Annotated in this window: 17 protein-coding genes; 11 read left to right on the forward strand and 6 right to left on the reverse strand. The window is 71.9% G+C overall.

Annotated features, from left to right (window positions below):
- The first annotated feature begins 9 nt into the window (after positions 1 to 9).
- Positions 10 to 1,125 carry a DUF2332 domain-containing protein gene (locus VFV67_RS03205; RefSeq protein WP_326467045.1) on the forward strand — a complete coding sequence of 372 codons (1,116 nt, stop codon included), beginning with the start codon at positions 10 to 12 and terminating at the stop codon, positions 1,123 to 1,125.
- Between the two features lie 129 nt (positions 1,126 to 1,254).
- Here the strand turns inward: VFV67_RS03205 and VFV67_RS03210 are convergent, their stop codons facing one another.
- Positions 1,255 to 1,662: an NUDIX hydrolase gene (locus VFV67_RS03210; RefSeq protein ID WP_414636159.1), complete on the reverse strand. Its 408-nt coding sequence runs from the start codon at positions 1,660 to 1,662 to the stop codon at positions 1,255 to 1,257.
- Between the two features lie 161 nt (positions 1,663 to 1,823).
- Here VFV67_RS03210 and VFV67_RS03215 point away from each other — a divergent pair, with 161 nt between their 5' ends.
- The 5 genes from VFV67_RS03215 to VFV67_RS03235 are packed head-to-tail and all read left to right on the forward strand — an operon-like array spanning position 1,824 to position 4,686.
- Positions 1,824 to 1,988: a hypothetical protein gene (locus VFV67_RS03215; RefSeq protein ID WP_326467047.1), complete on the forward strand. Its 165-nt coding sequence runs from the start codon at positions 1,824 to 1,826 to the stop codon at positions 1,986 to 1,988.
- 17 nt (positions 1,989 to 2,005) lie between these two features.
- Entirely contained in the window at positions 2,006 to 2,587 is a 582-nt protein-coding gene (locus tag VFV67_RS03220; RefSeq protein ID WP_326467049.1) for a PH domain-containing protein, read from the forward strand.
- Positions 2,588 to 2,610: 23 nt separating this feature from the next.
- Complete coding sequence (locus VFV67_RS03225) at positions 2,611 to 3,471, forward strand: PHP domain-containing protein (RefSeq protein WP_326467051.1); 861 nt, start codon at positions 2,611 to 2,613, stop codon at positions 3,469 to 3,471.
- A 45-nt stretch (positions 3,472 to 3,516) separates the two neighbouring features.
- On the forward strand, positions 3,517 to 4,350 hold the full coding sequence (locus VFV67_RS03230; protein WP_326467052.1) for a PD-(D/E)XK nuclease family protein: 834 nt from the start codon (positions 3,517 to 3,519) through the stop codon (positions 4,348 to 4,350).
- Between the two features lie 15 nt (positions 4,351 to 4,365).
- On the forward strand, positions 4,366 to 4,686 hold the full coding sequence (locus VFV67_RS03235; protein WP_326467053.1) for a hypothetical protein: 321 nt from the start codon (positions 4,366 to 4,368) through the stop codon (positions 4,684 to 4,686).
- Positions 4,687 to 4,693: 7 nt separating this feature from the next.
- Here the strand turns inward: VFV67_RS03235 and VFV67_RS03240 are convergent, their stop codons facing one another.
- The 3 genes from VFV67_RS03240 to VFV67_RS03250 form a co-directional block, all read right to left on the reverse strand.
- A complete protein-coding gene (locus tag VFV67_RS03240) occupies positions 4,694 to 5,473 on the reverse strand; it encodes an alpha/beta hydrolase (protein ID WP_326467073.1) in 780 nt (259 codons plus the stop codon).
- A 185-nt stretch (positions 5,474 to 5,658) separates the two neighbouring features.
- On the reverse strand, positions 5,659 to 7,023 hold the full coding sequence (locus tag VFV67_RS03245; RefSeq protein WP_326467054.1) for a hypothetical protein: 1,365 nt from the start codon (positions 7,021 to 7,023) through the stop codon (positions 5,659 to 5,661).
- A gap of 6 nt (positions 7,024 to 7,029) precedes the next feature.
- A complete protein-coding gene (locus tag VFV67_RS03250) occupies positions 7,030 to 8,631 on the reverse strand; it encodes a DEAD/DEAH box helicase (RefSeq protein ID WP_326467055.1) in 1,602 nt (533 codons plus the stop codon).
- Between the two features lie 253 nt (positions 8,632 to 8,884).
- Between VFV67_RS03250 and VFV67_RS03255 the strand changes: the two genes are divergently transcribed.
- Positions 8,885 to 9,577 carry a ferritin-like fold-containing protein gene (locus VFV67_RS03255; protein WP_326467057.1) on the forward strand — a complete coding sequence of 231 codons (693 nt, stop codon included), beginning with the start codon at positions 8,885 to 8,887 and terminating at the stop codon, positions 9,575 to 9,577.
- Positions 9,578 to 9,616: 39 nt separating this feature from the next.
- Entirely contained in the window at positions 9,617 to 9,841 is a 225-nt protein-coding gene (locus VFV67_RS03260) for a DUF3107 domain-containing protein (RefSeq protein WP_326467059.1), read from the forward strand.
- On the opposite strand, the gene VFV67_RS03265 is transcribed toward VFV67_RS03260, so the two are convergent.
- Both VFV67_RS03265 and VFV67_RS03270 read right to left on the reverse strand, forming a co-directional pair.
- Positions 9,834 to 10,526: a TetR/AcrR family transcriptional regulator gene (locus VFV67_RS03265; RefSeq protein ID WP_326467061.1), complete on the reverse strand. Its 693-nt coding sequence runs from the start codon at positions 10,524 to 10,526 to the stop codon at positions 9,834 to 9,836. The two genes, VFV67_RS03260 and VFV67_RS03265, sit on opposite strands and share 8 nt — an antisense overlap.
- Before the next feature lie 4 nt (positions 10,527 to 10,530).
- Positions 10,531 to 11,172 (reverse strand): TetR/AcrR family transcriptional regulator, encoded by a 642-nt coding sequence (locus tag VFV67_RS03270; RefSeq protein WP_326467063.1) that lies wholly within the window; start codon positions 11,170 to 11,172, stop codon positions 10,531 to 10,533.
- Between the two features lie 112 nt (positions 11,173 to 11,284).
- Between VFV67_RS03270 and VFV67_RS03275 the strand changes: the two genes are divergently transcribed.
- The 3 genes from VFV67_RS03275 (at position 11,285) to moeZ (ending at position 14,652) form a co-directional block, all read left to right on the forward strand.
- Positions 11,285 to 12,259, forward strand: coding sequence for an alpha/beta fold hydrolase (locus tag VFV67_RS03275; protein WP_326467064.1), 975 nt, complete (start codon positions 11,285 to 11,287; stop codon positions 12,257 to 12,259).
- Between the two features lie 115 nt (positions 12,260 to 12,374).
- Positions 12,375 to 13,373, forward strand: a complete 999-nt coding sequence (locus VFV67_RS03280; protein ID WP_326467065.1) for a DUF3152 domain-containing protein — start codon at positions 12,375 to 12,377, stop codon at positions 13,371 to 13,373.
- A gap of 100 nt (positions 13,374 to 13,473) precedes the next feature.
- Positions 13,474 to 14,652: an adenylyltransferase/sulfurtransferase MoeZ gene (gene moeZ / locus VFV67_RS03285; protein ID WP_326467067.1), complete on the forward strand. Its 1,179-nt coding sequence runs from the start codon at positions 13,474 to 13,476 to the stop codon at positions 14,650 to 14,652.
- Positions 14,653 to 14,830 lie beyond the last annotated feature (178 nt).

Here is a 14,830-nt window from a genome sequence, read left to right on the forward strand (position 1 = left end):
GGGAGGGCGATGGCCGCCGCGGAGCTGGTGGATCTGGTCCAGCGCAGGCTGCGGCGGTTCGCGGAGGTCGACGCCGTTCCGGTGTCCCCGCTCTACGCCCATCTCGCCGAGCGGTCCGCCGAGGATCCCGAGATCTACCAACTGCTCACCGCGGCCCCGGCGGAGTTCGCCCACGCGACGCTGCTGTTCGCCGCGGTGCACCGGGTGTTGCAGGCCAACCCGATCCACGAGCTCGCCAACTACTACCCGTCGCTCGGCGGCAACTACGGCGTGGACGGGGCCACCTGGCCGTTGTTCCGGACCTTCGTGCTTGAGCGGGCCGACGCCATCCGTGACCTGATCGCCCGGCACACCACGCAGACCAACGAGGTGCGGCGGGCCGCGCTGCTCTACCCGGCCGTCGCGCGGGCCGCGGCCGGCCGGCCGATCGGCCTGGTCGAGGTGGGCTGCAGCGGCGGCCTGCTGCTCGGCCTGGACCGGTACGGCTACCGGTACCAGACCGAGCAGTCCGGCCCGGTCGTCGCCGGTCCGGCCCGGGCCCGGGTCGGCCTGCACTGCGCGCTGGAACTGGCCGAGGGCGCCACGCTTCCGGCCATACCGAAGACCATCCAGGTGCGGGCCCGGGTCGGGCTGGACCGGTCGCCGATCGACCTCTCCGACGAGGATCAGTACGCCTGGCTCGAGGCGTGTGTCTGGCCGGACCAGCCGGAACGGCTGCGCCTGCTGGCCGCCGCCGCCGCGGTCCAACGCGCCGACCCCCCGGAACTGATCACCGGTGACGCGATCGACGACCTGCCCGCGGCCGTCGCCCGGATCCCCACCGAGCTGCCGGTCGTGCTGATCACCAGCGTGGCCATGCACTATTTGCCCACCGACCGCCAACATGCCTTCCAGGCAACGCTGTCCGACCTCGCCGCGGCCCGGGACCTGACCTGGGTCAGCCACGAGGAGTACGCCGCCGGACTCGCCCACCTACTGCCGGACCGGCCGGCCACCCTGCAGCGCGCCAAGGGCGAGCCAAGCTTCGGCGTCCTCGGCCTGGTCCGCTGGACCGCCGGCCAAGCGCACGCCCGACCCCTTGCCCGCACCGCCTGGCACGGTCAACGCATGACCTGGCTGCCCTGACCGCCGAATCCCGGTCCGAACCGGCGATTCGGCTGACCGCACCGGCGACCCGGGTGGCTGACACCCGCAACTCGGGTGGCCGAACCGGGAGATCGGGCCGGGCGGGTACTCGGCGGTTGCCGGGTGTGATCAATCGGGTTCGGGAATCTGGTGCCATTCCCGCAGGGTGTCGGCGAGCTGGGGGGTGAGGGCGCCGGAGGTCTCCATGGCGGTGAACCGGGTGGCGTCCACCCAGGCCACGGCGCGGGCGTCGTCGCCGGGGCGCAGGGTTCCGCCGATCACCTCGCAGGCGTAGTCGTAGATCAAGTAGACTCCACCCGGCGCGGCTCTTTCGACGCTGCCCACGAGCGGGCCCGGCCGCACCGAAAGGCCGGTCTCCTCGAGCAGCTCGCGCGCCAATGCGGTGGAGTCGCTCTCGCCGGTCTCGACCCGGCCGCCGGGCAGCGACCACTTTCCGCGCCCCGGGTCGTTGTCCCGCTGAACGAGGAGAAGGCGTCCCGCAGAGTCACGAACAATGGCTCCGACGCACCTGATAATCCGAACGCCGGAGCTGGTCACGAACACACAGCGTAGTCCCTACTGCGGTAGGCGTACGAGTTGTTGACCCAACAGCGGGACTTGGCTCCCATAGTCCGCCGAAGTGCTGTACAAATTTTGTTGAGTGCAAGATCACATTTTCAAGGGGATAGGCAGACACCGTGAAACTGAAGAAGGTCTTGGCAATCGTCGGTATTGCCTTGGTCGCGTTCTTCCTGATCACTCAGCCGGTGCAGTCCGCGGCCCTGGTGAACGACCTCCTCACGGGGCTCAGGAACGCCGCAGAGGCTGTGATCACGTTTGTGCGCTCGGTCTTCAACGGCTGAGCGGGTAGCGTCGGAGCATGTTCGCGCCACGGGACCCGGACGAGTACCTGCTCGACTCTGAGCGTCGGGTGATCCGGGTTCGTCGTCACTGGGCAGCGTTAGCCTGGGACACCTTCGAGGCCATCGCCTTGCTCGCGGTCTGCATCATGGTCTCCTACCTGCTGCCCCCGCAGGGTTATCTGATCCAGAACGTGCTCTGGTACGTGGCGTTGTTCGTGCTGCTGCGGTTCACCTACGAGGTCCTGATCTGGTGGGTGGAGCGGATCGTGGTCACCGACAAGCGGATCCTGATGACCACCGGCGTGTTCACCACCCGGGTGCTGATGATGCCGATCGGCAAGGTCACCGACCTGACCTACAAGCGCACTCTGATGGGCCGGATGCTCGGGTACGGCACGATGATCGTCGAGTCGGCCGGCCAGATCCAGGCACTCAACCAGATCGAGTACCTGCCCAAGCCGGAGCGGGTGTTCGACGCGATCTCCGCGCTGGTCTTCGGCCAGGAGACCGACCAGCGCCGGCCGGTCGGCGCCCGGAGCAGCCGGTTCTCGATGATGCAGGCGCGCCGCATCGCCCAGGGAAAGAAAGCGGTCGGTTAGCGGGCTGCGCGACACTCGAGGTCATGCGCATCGACCTGCACACCCACTCCACCGCTTCGGATGGCACCGACAGCCCGGCCGAGTTGGTCGCGGCCGCGGCCCGGGCCGGGCTGGACACGGTGGCGCTCACCGACCACGACACCACGGCCGGCTGGGCCGATGCGGCGGCGGCGCTGCCGCCGGGACTGCGGCTGGTGCGCGGCGCCGAGCTGTCCTGCCTTTCCCCGGACGGCCGCGGCGGCGAGTGCACGGTCCACCTGTTGGCCTACCTGTTCGACCCGGAGGCCGGCGCCGTGGTGCGGACGCACGAGAAGTCCCGAGCCGAGCGCCGAATCCGGTTGCGCCGCATCGCCGAGCGGATGGCGGCCGACGGGCTCCCGGTCGACCCGGACGCGCTGCTCGACGGCGTGCCCGCCGGGGTCACGCCGGGCCGCCCGCACCTGGCCACGGTCCTGGTGCGGGCCGGCGTCGTGTCCACTGTGGACGAGGCATTTGCCCGCTATCTCAACGATCGCGGCCGCTACTACATCCCGAGCAACCGCACTCCGGTGCTGGACGCGCTGGCCATGGTGACCGCATCCGGCGGGGTGAGCGTGCTGGCGCACGCCTTCGCGCACCGCCGGGGCCCGACCGTGACCGCCGAGGTGATCGCCGAGCTGGCCGCCGCCGGGCTGGACGGCATCGAGGTCGACCACCCCGACCACGACCCGGCCGACCGGCAGCGGCTGCGTGGCCTCGCCGCCGACCTCGACCTGCTGACCACCGGCTCCAGCGACTATCACGGCAGCAACAAGACCGTGCGGCTGGGCCAGGAGACCACTGACCCGCAGATGCTGGACGCCATCGCCGAGCGGGCCACCGGCGCCCCCGTGCTGTCCGCATGACCCCGTGCTCCGGTGCGTGTCGGGGCGGGCACCTAAGGTTGAGGTGTGCACGGGCAGTTGGGCTTCGACAGCATGCCGCGCAAGCTGATCAGGGTGACCCCTGCCCGGCTCGCGGTCTGGGCCGACTGCCCGCGTCGCTACCGGATGACCTATCTCGACCGGCCGACGCCGCCCAAGGGCGGGCCGTGGGCGCACAGCACGCTCGGTGCCGTGGTGCACAACGCACTGCGGGCGTTCCTGGACCTGCCGCCCCGGCGCCGGACGCCGGACGCGGCGGTCGCCCTGGTCCGGCAGGGCTGGAAGGACGACGGGTTCGCCGGGCCCGAGCAGTCGGCCCGGTTCCGGGAGCGGGCCGCCGGCTGGGTGGCCGACTACGTGGCGGAGCTGGACGTGACCATGGAGCCGGTCGGGCTGGAGCGGTGGGTGTCCGCACCGGTCGGCACGATCGTCGCCGAGGGCCGGGTGGACCGGATCGACGAGCGCGACGGCGAACTGGTGATCGTCGACTACAAGACCGGCCGGCACGTGCTGACCACCGACGACGCCCGGGGCTCGCAGGCGCTCGCGCTGTACGTGATCGCCGCCCGGCGCACGTTGCGCCGCCCGTGCACCCGGGTCGAGCTGCACCACCTGCCCACCGGGTCGGTGGCCGCCTGGGAGCACACCGAGGCGTCCCTGACCAGGCACCAGACCCGGGCCGAGGAGACCGCCGAGGAGCTCCAGCTGGCTCGGGATACGCTCGATGCCGGCGGTGATCCGGACGTGTTGTTCCCGGCGCAGGTGGGGCGGCAGTGCACCTGGTGCGACTTCCGGCGCAGCTGTCCGGAAGGCCAGGCCGCCGGCCCCGCGGCCGAACCGTGGTCCCTGCTCGTCGACTAGAACCCAGGTGATCCCGTGCACGATTCGCTGATGGACGTGACCGCGCCGCAGCCGCCGGCCCGCGGGCGCGCCCGCTTCTGGCCCGAGCTGTCCGGTGCGCTCGCGCTCGGCCTCGGCGCGCTGGCCGCGGTCGTGCTGGTGTTCCAGATCCTGGCCGTGGCCCAGGGGAAACCCGGCCCCGGCCTGCTCACGGTGGCCGCCCATCTGGTCGCCGCCGGCCTGGCCGTGCTCGCTCAGCGGGTCGCCGACCGCGCTCGCGGCCGGACGGCGGCGCTCGCGGTGCTCGGCGTGCTGGCCGTCACCGGCGCCACGCTGTGGATCTTCTGGTGGGCCTGACCGAGGGTCAGGCGGCGACCGGCAGCTCGGCGTAGAGCAGCCAGGTACGCCAGGTCGGGATCAGGACGTCGAGCAACTCGTCCGGGTTCTCGATGGCGGGGGAGTGCCGGGCGCCGCGGATGACGGCGAAGTCGGCGTCGAGCCGGTCGGCCATGTCGCGCTGGGCCGAGACCGGCCAGGCGTCGTCGCCCTCGCCGCAGACGACCAGGCTCTGCGCGCCGGAGGACTGCATCAGCCGGGCCAGCGCCCCGACCAGGTCGGGCTCGGTGCGCAGGCCGTGCGCCATGCCGAGCAGGGCGGCCGGCGCGGACCGCAGGAACCGGTTGCGCAGGAACGTCTTGAGCGGCTCCGGCAGGGCGACCCAGGCCGGGTTGTGCGCGTCCAGGGTGTCCTTGAGCCGTTGGGCGGCCTCGATGCCGTGCTGGCGGATGGCCGGCTCACCGATGTCCAGCGCCTGCCGGCGCCAGCCCTGCGGCAGCTCGGCCGGGCCGGTGGCCATCAGGGTCAGCCCGACGATCGGCGCACCGGCCAGCACCGCGCTGCGGGCGACCAGACCGCCGTAGGAGTGACCGAGCAGCATCACCGGGTTGCCGTCCGCGGCCAGCTTGCCGACCAGCTCGGCCACCACCAGACCCAGCGCGCTCGGCAGGTAGGCCGCCTCCTCGGTCGGGCCGGCCGACTCGTACTGCCCGGGCAGGTCGATCGCGATCGCGTCGAACCCGATCCGCGCGATCGGATCCATCAGCGGTGCGAAGTCCTCCTTGGAGCCCGAGTACCCGGGCACCATCAGCACGATCGGTACCGGGCCACGTCCCGGTGCCGTGGCTCTGACGTGCAGAGCGGCGATCGGGCCGTACCTGCCAGGCAGGTCGACCCGCTCTGCCCCGTGTGGGCTGAGCTGGGACCAGGGCTGAGGCGGGACGAGGTTCACAAATCGAGTGTGCCTGAGAAATCTGGAGTTATCGTCGAACCTCAACGAAGCGCGACTACATCGGCACCGCGTTGTTCCAGAACCATGGGCCCGATCGTCGCCATCGTGACCAGACCGCGATAGCCGCCGCGGTCGAGCGCGGCGGTGCCGACGGTCTCGCCGGTGACCTGGTCGAGCACCCGGATCCCGTTGCGCACCGGCACCAGCAACCGGCCGGCGAACAGCGTGCCCGGGCCGAGCGTGTCCACCGCGGTCCACAGTGGCCGCAGCTCGTCGGCGTCCAGCGCGATCGTCCGCGAGCCGGTGAACCAGTAGTCCGTTTCGCCGCCCTTGACCAGCGGCACGACCAGCCCGTCCGGGTCGCCGCGCAGTTCCTCGTCGGGCAGGCTCAGCGGATACTCGGCCTGCTGCGCACCCTGGTCGTCGTACACCACCAGGCGGCTCGGGTTGGGCAGCAGGACCGCGGTGCGCGCGTTGGCCATGGCCACCAGCCGGGCGCCGGCGGTGCCGACCAGCTCGCTGAACACCACCGCCGGCTCGTCGGCCTTGTTGTCGGAGTTGGTCGCCCGGTAGACGGTCAGCCGGTCGCCCTGCTCGTTCGGGCAGCGCTCGATCACGCCGATCCGGCTGGGGCCGACCGCGACCGAGCCGTACTCGCAACCGGTGCGCGGTTGCTTGCCCGGGTTGACGATGGCCGGCAGCGCCCCGTACTCCATGGTCTGCACCAGGTCCGAGCGCCACGTGGTGAGCAGCCGCCGGCCGGTGGTGGTGACGAAGGTGCCGTCGGACAGCAGTCGGGTGCCGAGTTCGGCGTCGGAGTGCCGCTGCAGGTTGACCGGCTTGTCCACCGGCTGCCCTGGGACGGGCTGCTTGCCCCGCTTGCCGGAGGCCGGGTCGAGCGCGGCGACCTCGGTGCAGCCGCCGCCGGACCGGGAGTCGCCGGTCGGCAGCCAGTTGCCGTCGGTCCGGTACACCACGACCGCGAGCGACCATGCCGAAGCGATCGTGCACAGCGGCAGGTCCCGGGTGTAGCGCCAGAGCACGTCGCCGGTGATCGGGTCGCGGCCGGCCGCCTCCCCGCCGTCGCCGGTCACCACCACCGGTCCGGCCACGGCCGGGATCGGGGTGGCCGGGCTGGTGGCACGCCACGCCTCGCCGAGCGAGGGCGGAAACACCAGCGGCTGCTCCGGCGGCGCGACCGGGTTCGGGTTCGGCTGCGACGAGGTGGCCCGGAAGTCGCTGTTCCACCAGATCACCAGGCCGAGCACCAGCGTCACGACCATGATCAGCGCAACGACCAGCAGATCGGTGCCGCGCCGGAACCGGGTCCGGTCGATCGGGTCGAGCGGCTCCGGCTCACCGGGGTGCTCGCCGGCGAGCACGTCCTCCGACCCGATCGTGTTCATGGACCGCTAGTCTGCCGTGCCCGCCGTGTCGCCCGTGTTCGGTGTCTCGTCGACCCCGCCGCGCCGGCGGCGCCGGCGCCGGGCCGGCCGCTCGGCCTTGGTCTCGGCCGGTGCAGCGGTCTCGGTCGGCGCGCCGGTCTCGGCCGCGCCGCCGCGCCGGCGGCGCCGCCGCTGCCGGCTCGGGCCGGTCGCCTCGGGCTCGTCGCGGGCGATCCGCTCGGTCCCGGCATCGGCCGTCCCGCGGCCGCGCCGGCCGCCGCGGGGCTTGCGCTCCCGCTTCTTGCGGTCGCCGAAGTTCTCCTCCGGCTCGGCGTCCAGGCCGGCCCTTGTCCGCTTGGCCAGCGGCAGCCGGCCGGTGATGTTGGTCGGGATGCCCAGGTCGCTGAACAGATGCTCGGAGGTGGAGTAGGTCTCGACCGGCACCGGCACGTCCAGGCCGAGCGTGTCGCTGACCAACTTCCAGCGGGCTTCCTCGTCCCAGTCCACGAGCGTGATCGCCACCCCGGTCTTGCCGGCCCGGCCGGTGCGACCGATCCGGTGGATGTAGGTGTCGTCGTCCTCGGGACACTGGTAGTTGATCACGTGCGTGACGTCGTCCACGTCCAGCCCGCGGGCCGCGACGTCGGTGGACACCAGCACGTCGACCTTGCCGGAGCGGAACGCGCGCAGCGCCTGCTCGCGGGCGCCCTGGCCGAGGTCACCGTGCACGGCCGCGACCGCGAACCCGCGCTCGGTGAGGTCGTCGGAGAGCTTCTGCGCGGTGCGCTTGGTCCTTGTGAAGATCATCGTGAGGCCGCGGCCGTCGGCCTGCAGCGCCCGCGCCACGATCTCGATCTTGTCAAGCGAGTGCGCCCGGTAGATGAACTGAGCGGTCTTCTCGTTGACCGCGGCGGCGTCGTTCTCCTCGGCCCGGATGTGCGTCGGCCGGCGCAGGAACGTGCGGGCCAGCGTGATGATCGGCCCGGGCATCGTGGCCGAGAACAGCATGGTCTGCCGGTTGTCCGGGACCATCCGCAGGATCCGCTCGATGTCCGGCAGGAAGCCGAGGTCGAGCATCTTGTCGGCCTCGTCGAGCACCAGGCCGGACACCTTGCCCAGCACCAGGTGCCGCTGCTCGGCCAGATCGAGCAGCCGGCCGGGGGTGCCGATCACGATGTCCACGCCGCCGCGCAGCGCCGCGATCTGCGGCTCGTACGGCCGGCCGCCGTAGATGGACAGCACCCGGATGCCCAGGTGCTTGCCGGCGTCGCGCAGGTCATGGGTCACCTGCAGGCACAGCTCGCGGGTGGGCACGACCACCAGTGCCTGCGGCGTGCCGTCGCCGGGCGTGGTGATCCGCTGCAGCAGCGGCACGCCGAAGCCCAGCGTCTTGCCGGTGCCGGTGCGGGCCTGGCCGATGATGTCGTCGCCGGCCAGCGCCAGCGGCAGGGTGAGCTCCTGGATCGCGAACGTGCGCTCGATGCCGGCCTCGGCCAGCGCGCGGACGATCTCCGGCCGGGCGCCGAGCCCGGCGAACGTGGGGGAGTCGGGCCGCACCGGCGCGCCGGCCTGGAGCGGGTGGGAGGTGTCGGTCTCGGGGACGCCGGCTTCGCTGTGTTCCAGCGTCACCGGGTCGATGGTCGTGTCACTGTCGGTGTTGACGGTCAGGGCGATCGCCTCTCTCGTGTCCGGCGCGCACGGCCTGGAAACGGTCCGCTCGACCGCGCTCGCGGTGCCCTGAAGGTTTCAGGTCGCGACGCGGGAGGGTCGGAAGCGTGCACGCACCCTCTCTGACGCCGGCCGCGCGGCCTCGGTGTCGGCCTTGGCACGCGGGGCGTCCGTGACGAGTCTACCTGCGACGGTTGCCGGTTAGGCTCCCGGCATGAGCGAGAACACGCCGGCGGCGGCGGGCGTCGATCCGGAAGGGGTCGGTCCGGACATCGACCAGGGGGTAGTCGACCTGCTCGGCGTGCTCGCCTACGGGGAGCTCTCGGCCTTCGACCGGCTGTCGGAGGACGCCCGCAGCGCCCCGACCATGGCCGGTCGCGCGGCGCTGTCGGCCATGGCGGCGGCCGAGATCGGGCACTACACCAAGATCGACAAGTTCCTGGCCGGCCACGGGGTGGACATCGAGGACGCGATGCGGCCGTTCATCGGCCACTTCGACACCTGGCACGCCTCCACGGCCCCGCGGTCCTGGCTGGAGTCGCTGGTCAAGGCGTATGTCGGCGACGGGCTGGCGGCCGACCTGTATCGGGAGATGGCCGGCTGGCTCGACGATGACAGCCGGGCGCTGGTGCTGGACGTGCTGGCCGACACCGGCCACTCGGCGTTCGCCGAGCGCGAAGTCCGGTCGGCGATCGAGCGGGACCGGGCGGTCCGTGACCGGCTCACGCTGTGGGGCCGCCGGCTGCTCGGCGAGGCGTTGACGCAGGCCCAGTACGTGGTGGCGGAGCGGGACGGGCTGGCCGAGCTGATCGTGGCCGGCACCGGGGACCTGGCTGGCATCGCCGCGCTGTTCCGCCGGTTACAGCAGCAGCACGGCAGGCGGATGACGGCACTCGGACTCGGCTAGGGTTTGGGCGGATGGGTCGGGCGAGCTGCGGAGGTCGGCGTGGAGGTCAAGATCGGGATCGCGGACACCGCGCGGGAGATCGTGTTGACCAGCGATCTCGCTCCCGACGAGGTCGAGGCGCTGGTCAGCGACGCACTGCGGACCCAGCAGGGCACGCTGGTCATGGTGGACGCCAAGGGCGCCCGGTACGTGATCCCTTCGGCCCGGGTCGCCTACGTGGAGATCGGCAAGGCGGACGCCCGCCGGGTCGGCTTCGTCACCTGAGGTTTCTCGGCCGCAGCTGCACGACCCGGTCCACCTCGATCGGCTCGTTCGGGTCGAGCACCACGCCGCCGTGCTGGCGCACGATCCCGTCGATGGCCGCCCAGATGATCTCGGTCAGGTACTCCACGACGGCGTCCCGGTTCATCGTCCGGCGCTCCAGCCACCACTCGCTCACGTTCTGCACCAGGCCGACGATCCCGTGGCCCCACGGCTCGGCCGCGCCGGAGTCCATGTCCAGCGCCCGCAGATAGTCGCCGAGCAACCGGCTCAGCGTGGCGCCGATCAGCTCCTTGTCCTCGGCCACCACGTCCCGGCCGAACGGGCGGCGGATCAGCAGCCGGTACAGGTTCGGATACTCCTCGATCACCGAGAAGTACGCCTGCAGGCTGTTGCGGATCCGCGGGACCGGCGCCTCCTCGTTGTTCAGCGCCGGGATGAGCCGCTCGAACAGCAGCTGGGTGCCGCGCTGGCCGAGCGCGACGTAGAGATCCGCCTTGTCGGTGAAATGCCGGTACAGCACGGGTTTGGTGACCCCGGCCTCGGCGGCCACGTGCTCCATGCCGAAGTCCGGCCCGTGCTCGGCCAGCGCGCGCAGCGCCGCCTGGACGAACTCCTCACGCCGGGCCTCGCGGTGCGAGCGCCACCGGTCCCGGCGGGCGTCACCCTTGCCGGTCGGCTCGTTCACGGCGTCACTCGTGTTGATGTTGCAGCGGGAACCCGCCGCCGATCCCGCGCCAGATCAGCGTGGAGATCAGCGCGACGGCCTCGTCCTTGGGGATCGGCCGCTGGTCGGCGAGCCAGCCGCGGGCGGCCACCTGGCTGACCCCGGCCAGACCGACGGCGAGCAGCCGGGCGCGCACGTCGTCCAGCCCGGCGTCCGCGGTGATGGTGGCGGTGATCGCGCGGACGCTGGCCTCGGTGGCCCGCTCGACCGCGTCCTGCACCGCGGGCTCGCCGCGCAGATCGGACTCGAACACCAGGCGGAACGCCTGGCTCTCGCCGTCGACGAAGTCGAAGTAGGCGCCAACGGCGTTGCGCACCCGGAGCTTGTTGTCCGTGGTGCCCGCCATCGCCTCGGTCACCCGCCGGATCAGCTCGTCGACGTGCGTGTCGAGCAGCGCCATGTACAACTCGAGCTTGCCGGGGAAGTGCTGGTAGAGCACCGGCTTGCTGACCCCGGCCCGCTCGGCGATCTCGTCCATGGCCGCGGCGTGATAGCCGTTGGCCGCGAAGACGTCCTGGGCGGCGGCGAGCAACTGGGCCCGCCGTGCGGTTCTCGGCAACCGTGCGCCCTTGCCGGCCTGTCCGTTCTGCTCGATGGTCTCCGCCATACCGCCTCCACCAACGGTCACGCAAGCCTCGGGATCGGGGTCGCCGAGTCCCGTCCAGGTGATTCTGCCGACCTTACTCGTCGGTAACGCCCCGCGGAGGGAGACTGGTCCGATGAATACCCCTGCGGGCCTGTCGCCGTTGACCCGCGTCCCGTTCTCCGAGACGGCGCTCCCCCGGCTGGATCAGACGATCCCGCCGTGGCCGGGCGAGGAGCGCTCCGTCGGGGACCTGAGGTTACATGTCCGGCGTACGCCCGGACCCACTGGCGCGGCGACCGCCGTCTACGTGCACGGACTGGGCGGCTCGGCCACCAACTGGACCGACCTGGCCGCGCAGCTGTCCGGGCAGGCCCCGGGTCTGGCCGTCGATCTGCCCGGCTTCGGGCGGTCCGAGCCGATGCCCGGGTTCGACTTCTCGCTGACCGCGCACGCCGAGGTGCTTGCCCGGTTCCTGCGCGGCATGGACCTCGGGCCGGTGCACCTGTTCGGCAACTCGATGGGCGGCGCCATCTCGATGCTCTACGCCGCCGAGCACCCGGAACTGGTCCGCTCGCTCACCCTGGTCTCGCCGGCCGTGCCCGACCTGCGGCCGTCGCTGCGGCGGCTGTCCGACGCGCGGCTGCCGCTGATGTTCCTGCCGGTGGTCGGGCCCCGGGTGCGGCACGCGCTGGCCGCGATGCCGCCGCGGGACCGGGCCATGCAGCTGATCCGGCTGTGTTTCGCCGACCCGACACAGATTCCCGAGGCGCGGCTGGCCGAGGCCACCTCGGAGGCGGCGGAGCGGGCGGCGATGAAGTGGGCGGCCACGGCGCTGGCCCGCAGCGCCGCCGGGCTGTTCAAGGCCTGGCTGGTGCCCCCGGCGCGCTCGCTGTGGACCATCGCGCCCCGGCTCACCATGCCCACGCTGGTGATCTGGGGGACCGAGGACAAGTTGGTCACCGTGCGCAAGGCGCCCCGACTGGCCAAGGCGCTGCCCAGAGCCCGGCTGCTCGTGCTGCCGCGCACCGGCCACGTCGCGCAGATGGAGCGGCCGGTCACCGTGGCCCGGGCGGTCCTCGGGATGTGGGAGGCCGGTGACGCCTGGTGACTGCGCGGAGAGCCCAGCCAATCGCTGCGTGATGTGGCACGCTGCATTCGTGAGCAGGACGACGCATGGGCAGCAACCGCTCCCCAGGCAGAGCCGCTCCGCATCGACTCAACGGGTGACAAAGCCGGGCACGAACCGCCGGGGCGGTCAGCCGCTGCGCGCCTCCTGGCGGCCCGCGGCCGAGTCGGGTGAGGGCCCGGCGCACCGGCGCAGCCGCGGCGGGCTCGGCGCGGCGATGCGGAGGTACGGCTGGCACGGTCTGTCTGTGGTGGTGCTGCTCGCCCTGACCGCGCTCGTGGTGCACGAGGTCGGCCAGCAGGACGCCGGCGCCGCCGCCACCGGCGCCCAGCCCGGGCCGGACGGCGTGGTGGCGGCCGAGGAGGAGCCGAGCGAGGAGCTCCCGCCGCCCGAGGCCACCGAGCTGCCGGTCACCCCGGTGGACGTGAACGTGCCGACCGCGGAGCTGCCCAACGGCGGGCCGTTCACCCCGGCCGGCGCGGGCAGTTGGCACATCGTCGCGGGCACCGGCCCTCGGGTCGGCGGCGGCGGCAAGCTCTACACCTACACCGTCGAGGTGGAGGACGGCATCGACGCGTCCGCCTTCGGCGGCGACGAGGCGTTCGCCCGGCTGATCGACCAGACCCTGGCCGACCCCCGCGGCTGGACCACCGGCGGGCGGGTGTCCGTGCAGCGGGTCGACTCCGGCAACCCGACCATGCGGGTCAGCCTGTCCACCCCGGAGACCGTGCACCGGCCGGACAAGTGCGGCTACGGGATCAAGTACGAGTCGTCCTGCTACCGGCGCAGCGAGCAGCGGGTGCTGATCAACCTGGCCCGCTGGGTGCGCGGTGCGACCGCGTTCGACGGCGACATCCTCACCTACCGGCAGTACGCGATCAACCACGAGGTCGGCCACGCGTTCAACAACCAGCACGTGGGCTGCGGAACCGAGGGCGCGCTCGCCCCGGTGATGATGCAGCAGACCTTCGGGGTGTCGAACAACTTCGTCGCCGAGCTGAACCGGGCGGTCGGCAACCGGGAGCCGATCGCCGCCGACGGCAAGACGTGCAAACCCAACGCGTGGCCGAACCCACAGGCGAAGGCGGCGGGGTGATCCCCGTCCCGCGATGTGGGAGCGGTGGAAGTCGGGGTGGGACCCAGGCGTTAAGTGGAGAGGACACTTGGGGTGGTCCTGAGTCCCTGAGGAGGAACCGATGGCTGGCAGCCTGCCGCCGCTTGTCGAACCGGCCGCCGAGCTGACCAAGGACGAGGTCGCCAGGTACAGCCGGCACCTGATCATTCCGGACGTCGGGGTGGACGGGCAGAAACGGCTGAAGAACGCCAAGGTGCTCGTGGTTGGCGCGGGTGGGCTGGGCAGCCCGGCGCTGCTCTACCTGGCCGCTGCCGGGGTTGGCACGCTCGGCATCGTCGACTTCGACGTGGTCGACGAGTCCAACCTGCAGCGCCAGGTGATCCACGGCCAGTCCGACGTCGGGCGGCCCAAGTCCGAGTCGGCGCGCGACTCGATCGCCGAGATCAACCCGTTGGTGCGGGTGAACCTGCACCAGGTGCACCTGAGCGCGGAGAACGCCCTCGAGGTGTTCGCCGGCTACGACCTGATCCTGGACGGCACCGACAACTTCGCCACCCGCTACCTGGTCAACGACGCCGCCGTGCTGCTCGGCAAGCCGTACGTGTGGGGGTCGATCTTCCGGTTCGAGGGCCAGGTGAGCGTGTTCTGGGAGGACGCGCCGAACGGGCAGGGGCTGAACTACCGCGACCTCTACCCGGAGCCGCCGCCACCCGGGATGGTGCCGTCCTGCGCCGAGGGCGGGGTGCTCGGCGTGCTGTGCGCGTCCATCGGCTCGATCATGGTCACCGAGGCGATCAAGCTGCTCACCGGCATCGGTGAGCCGCTGCTCGGCCGGCTGATGGTCTACGACGCGCTGGAGATGTCGTACCGGACCATCAGGATCCGCAAGGACCCGGAGAGCAAGCCGATCGAGGGCCTGATCGACTACGAGGCGTTCTGCGGCGTGGTGTCCGACGACGCGTCGCGGGCCGCCGCCGGGCACACGATCACCCCTCGGGAGCTGAAGGAGAAGTTCGACCGGGGCGAGAACTTCGCGCTGATCGACGTCCGCGAACCGCACGAGTTCGAGATCGTGCGGATCCCCGGCTCCACGCTGATTCCCAAGGACCGCATCCTGTCCGGCGCCGCGCTGGCCGAACTGCCGCAGGACCGGCCGATCGTGCTGCACTGCAAGTCCGGCGGCCGCTCCGCCGAGGCGCTCGCCGCACTGCACAAGGCCGGCTTCGCCGACGCGGTACACGTCGGCGGCGGGGTGCTCGGCTGGGCCAGGGACGTGGACCCGAGCCTGCCGACCTACTGACACACCATCCTTTGCTGCCGCTCCCGGCGGGTCACGCCCGGTAGCGTGGCGAGTCGTGAGCGAGCGTGCGAGCGAACCCGTGAACGCTGCCCGGCCGCCGAGCTTGCGAGGTGGCGGGGTTCGGCCACGCCGAGCTTGCGAGGCGTGGTCGTGAGCGAGCGTGCGAGCGAACCCGTGA

Origin of the sequence: Actinophytocola sp. (assembly GCF_035762905.1) — a bacterium.
Taxonomy (GTDB): Bacteria; Actinomycetota; Actinomycetes; order Mycobacteriales; family Pseudonocardiaceae; genus DASYTH01.

Excerpts from the sequence above, each read along its gene's own strand:
- VFV67_RS03245 (WP_326467054.1), bottom strand. The coding sequence starts at position 7,023 with ATGAACACGATCGGGTCGGAGGACGTGCTCGCCGGCGAGCACCCCGGT.
- VFV67_RS03205 (WP_326467045.1), top strand. The coding sequence starts at position 10 with ATGGCCGCCGCGGAGCTGGTGGATCTGGTCCAGCGCAGGCTGCGGCGG.
- VFV67_RS03240 (WP_326467073.1), bottom strand. The coding sequence starts at position 5,473 with ATGGTGCCCGGGTACTCGGGCTCCAAGGAGGACTTCGCACCGCTGATG.
- VFV67_RS03225 (WP_326467051.1), top strand. The coding sequence starts at position 2,611 with ATGCGCATCGACCTGCACACCCACTCCACCGCTTCGGATGGCACCGAC.
- moeZ (WP_326467067.1), top strand. The coding sequence starts at position 13,474 with ATGGCTGGCAGCCTGCCGCCGCTTGTCGAACCGGCCGCCGAGCTGACC.
- VFV67_RS03275 (WP_326467064.1), top strand. The coding sequence starts at position 11,285 with ATGAATACCCCTGCGGGCCTGTCGCCGTTGACCCGCGTCCCGTTCTCC.
- VFV67_RS03255 (WP_326467057.1), top strand. The coding sequence starts at position 8,885 with ATGAGCGAGAACACGCCGGCGGCGGCGGGCGTCGATCCGGAAGGGGTC.
- VFV67_RS03270 (WP_326467063.1), bottom strand. The coding sequence starts at position 11,172 with ATGGCGGAGACCATCGAGCAGAACGGACAGGCCGGCAAGGGCGCACGG.
- VFV67_RS03220 (WP_326467049.1), top strand. The coding sequence starts at position 2,006 with ATGTTCGCGCCACGGGACCCGGACGAGTACCTGCTCGACTCTGAGCGT.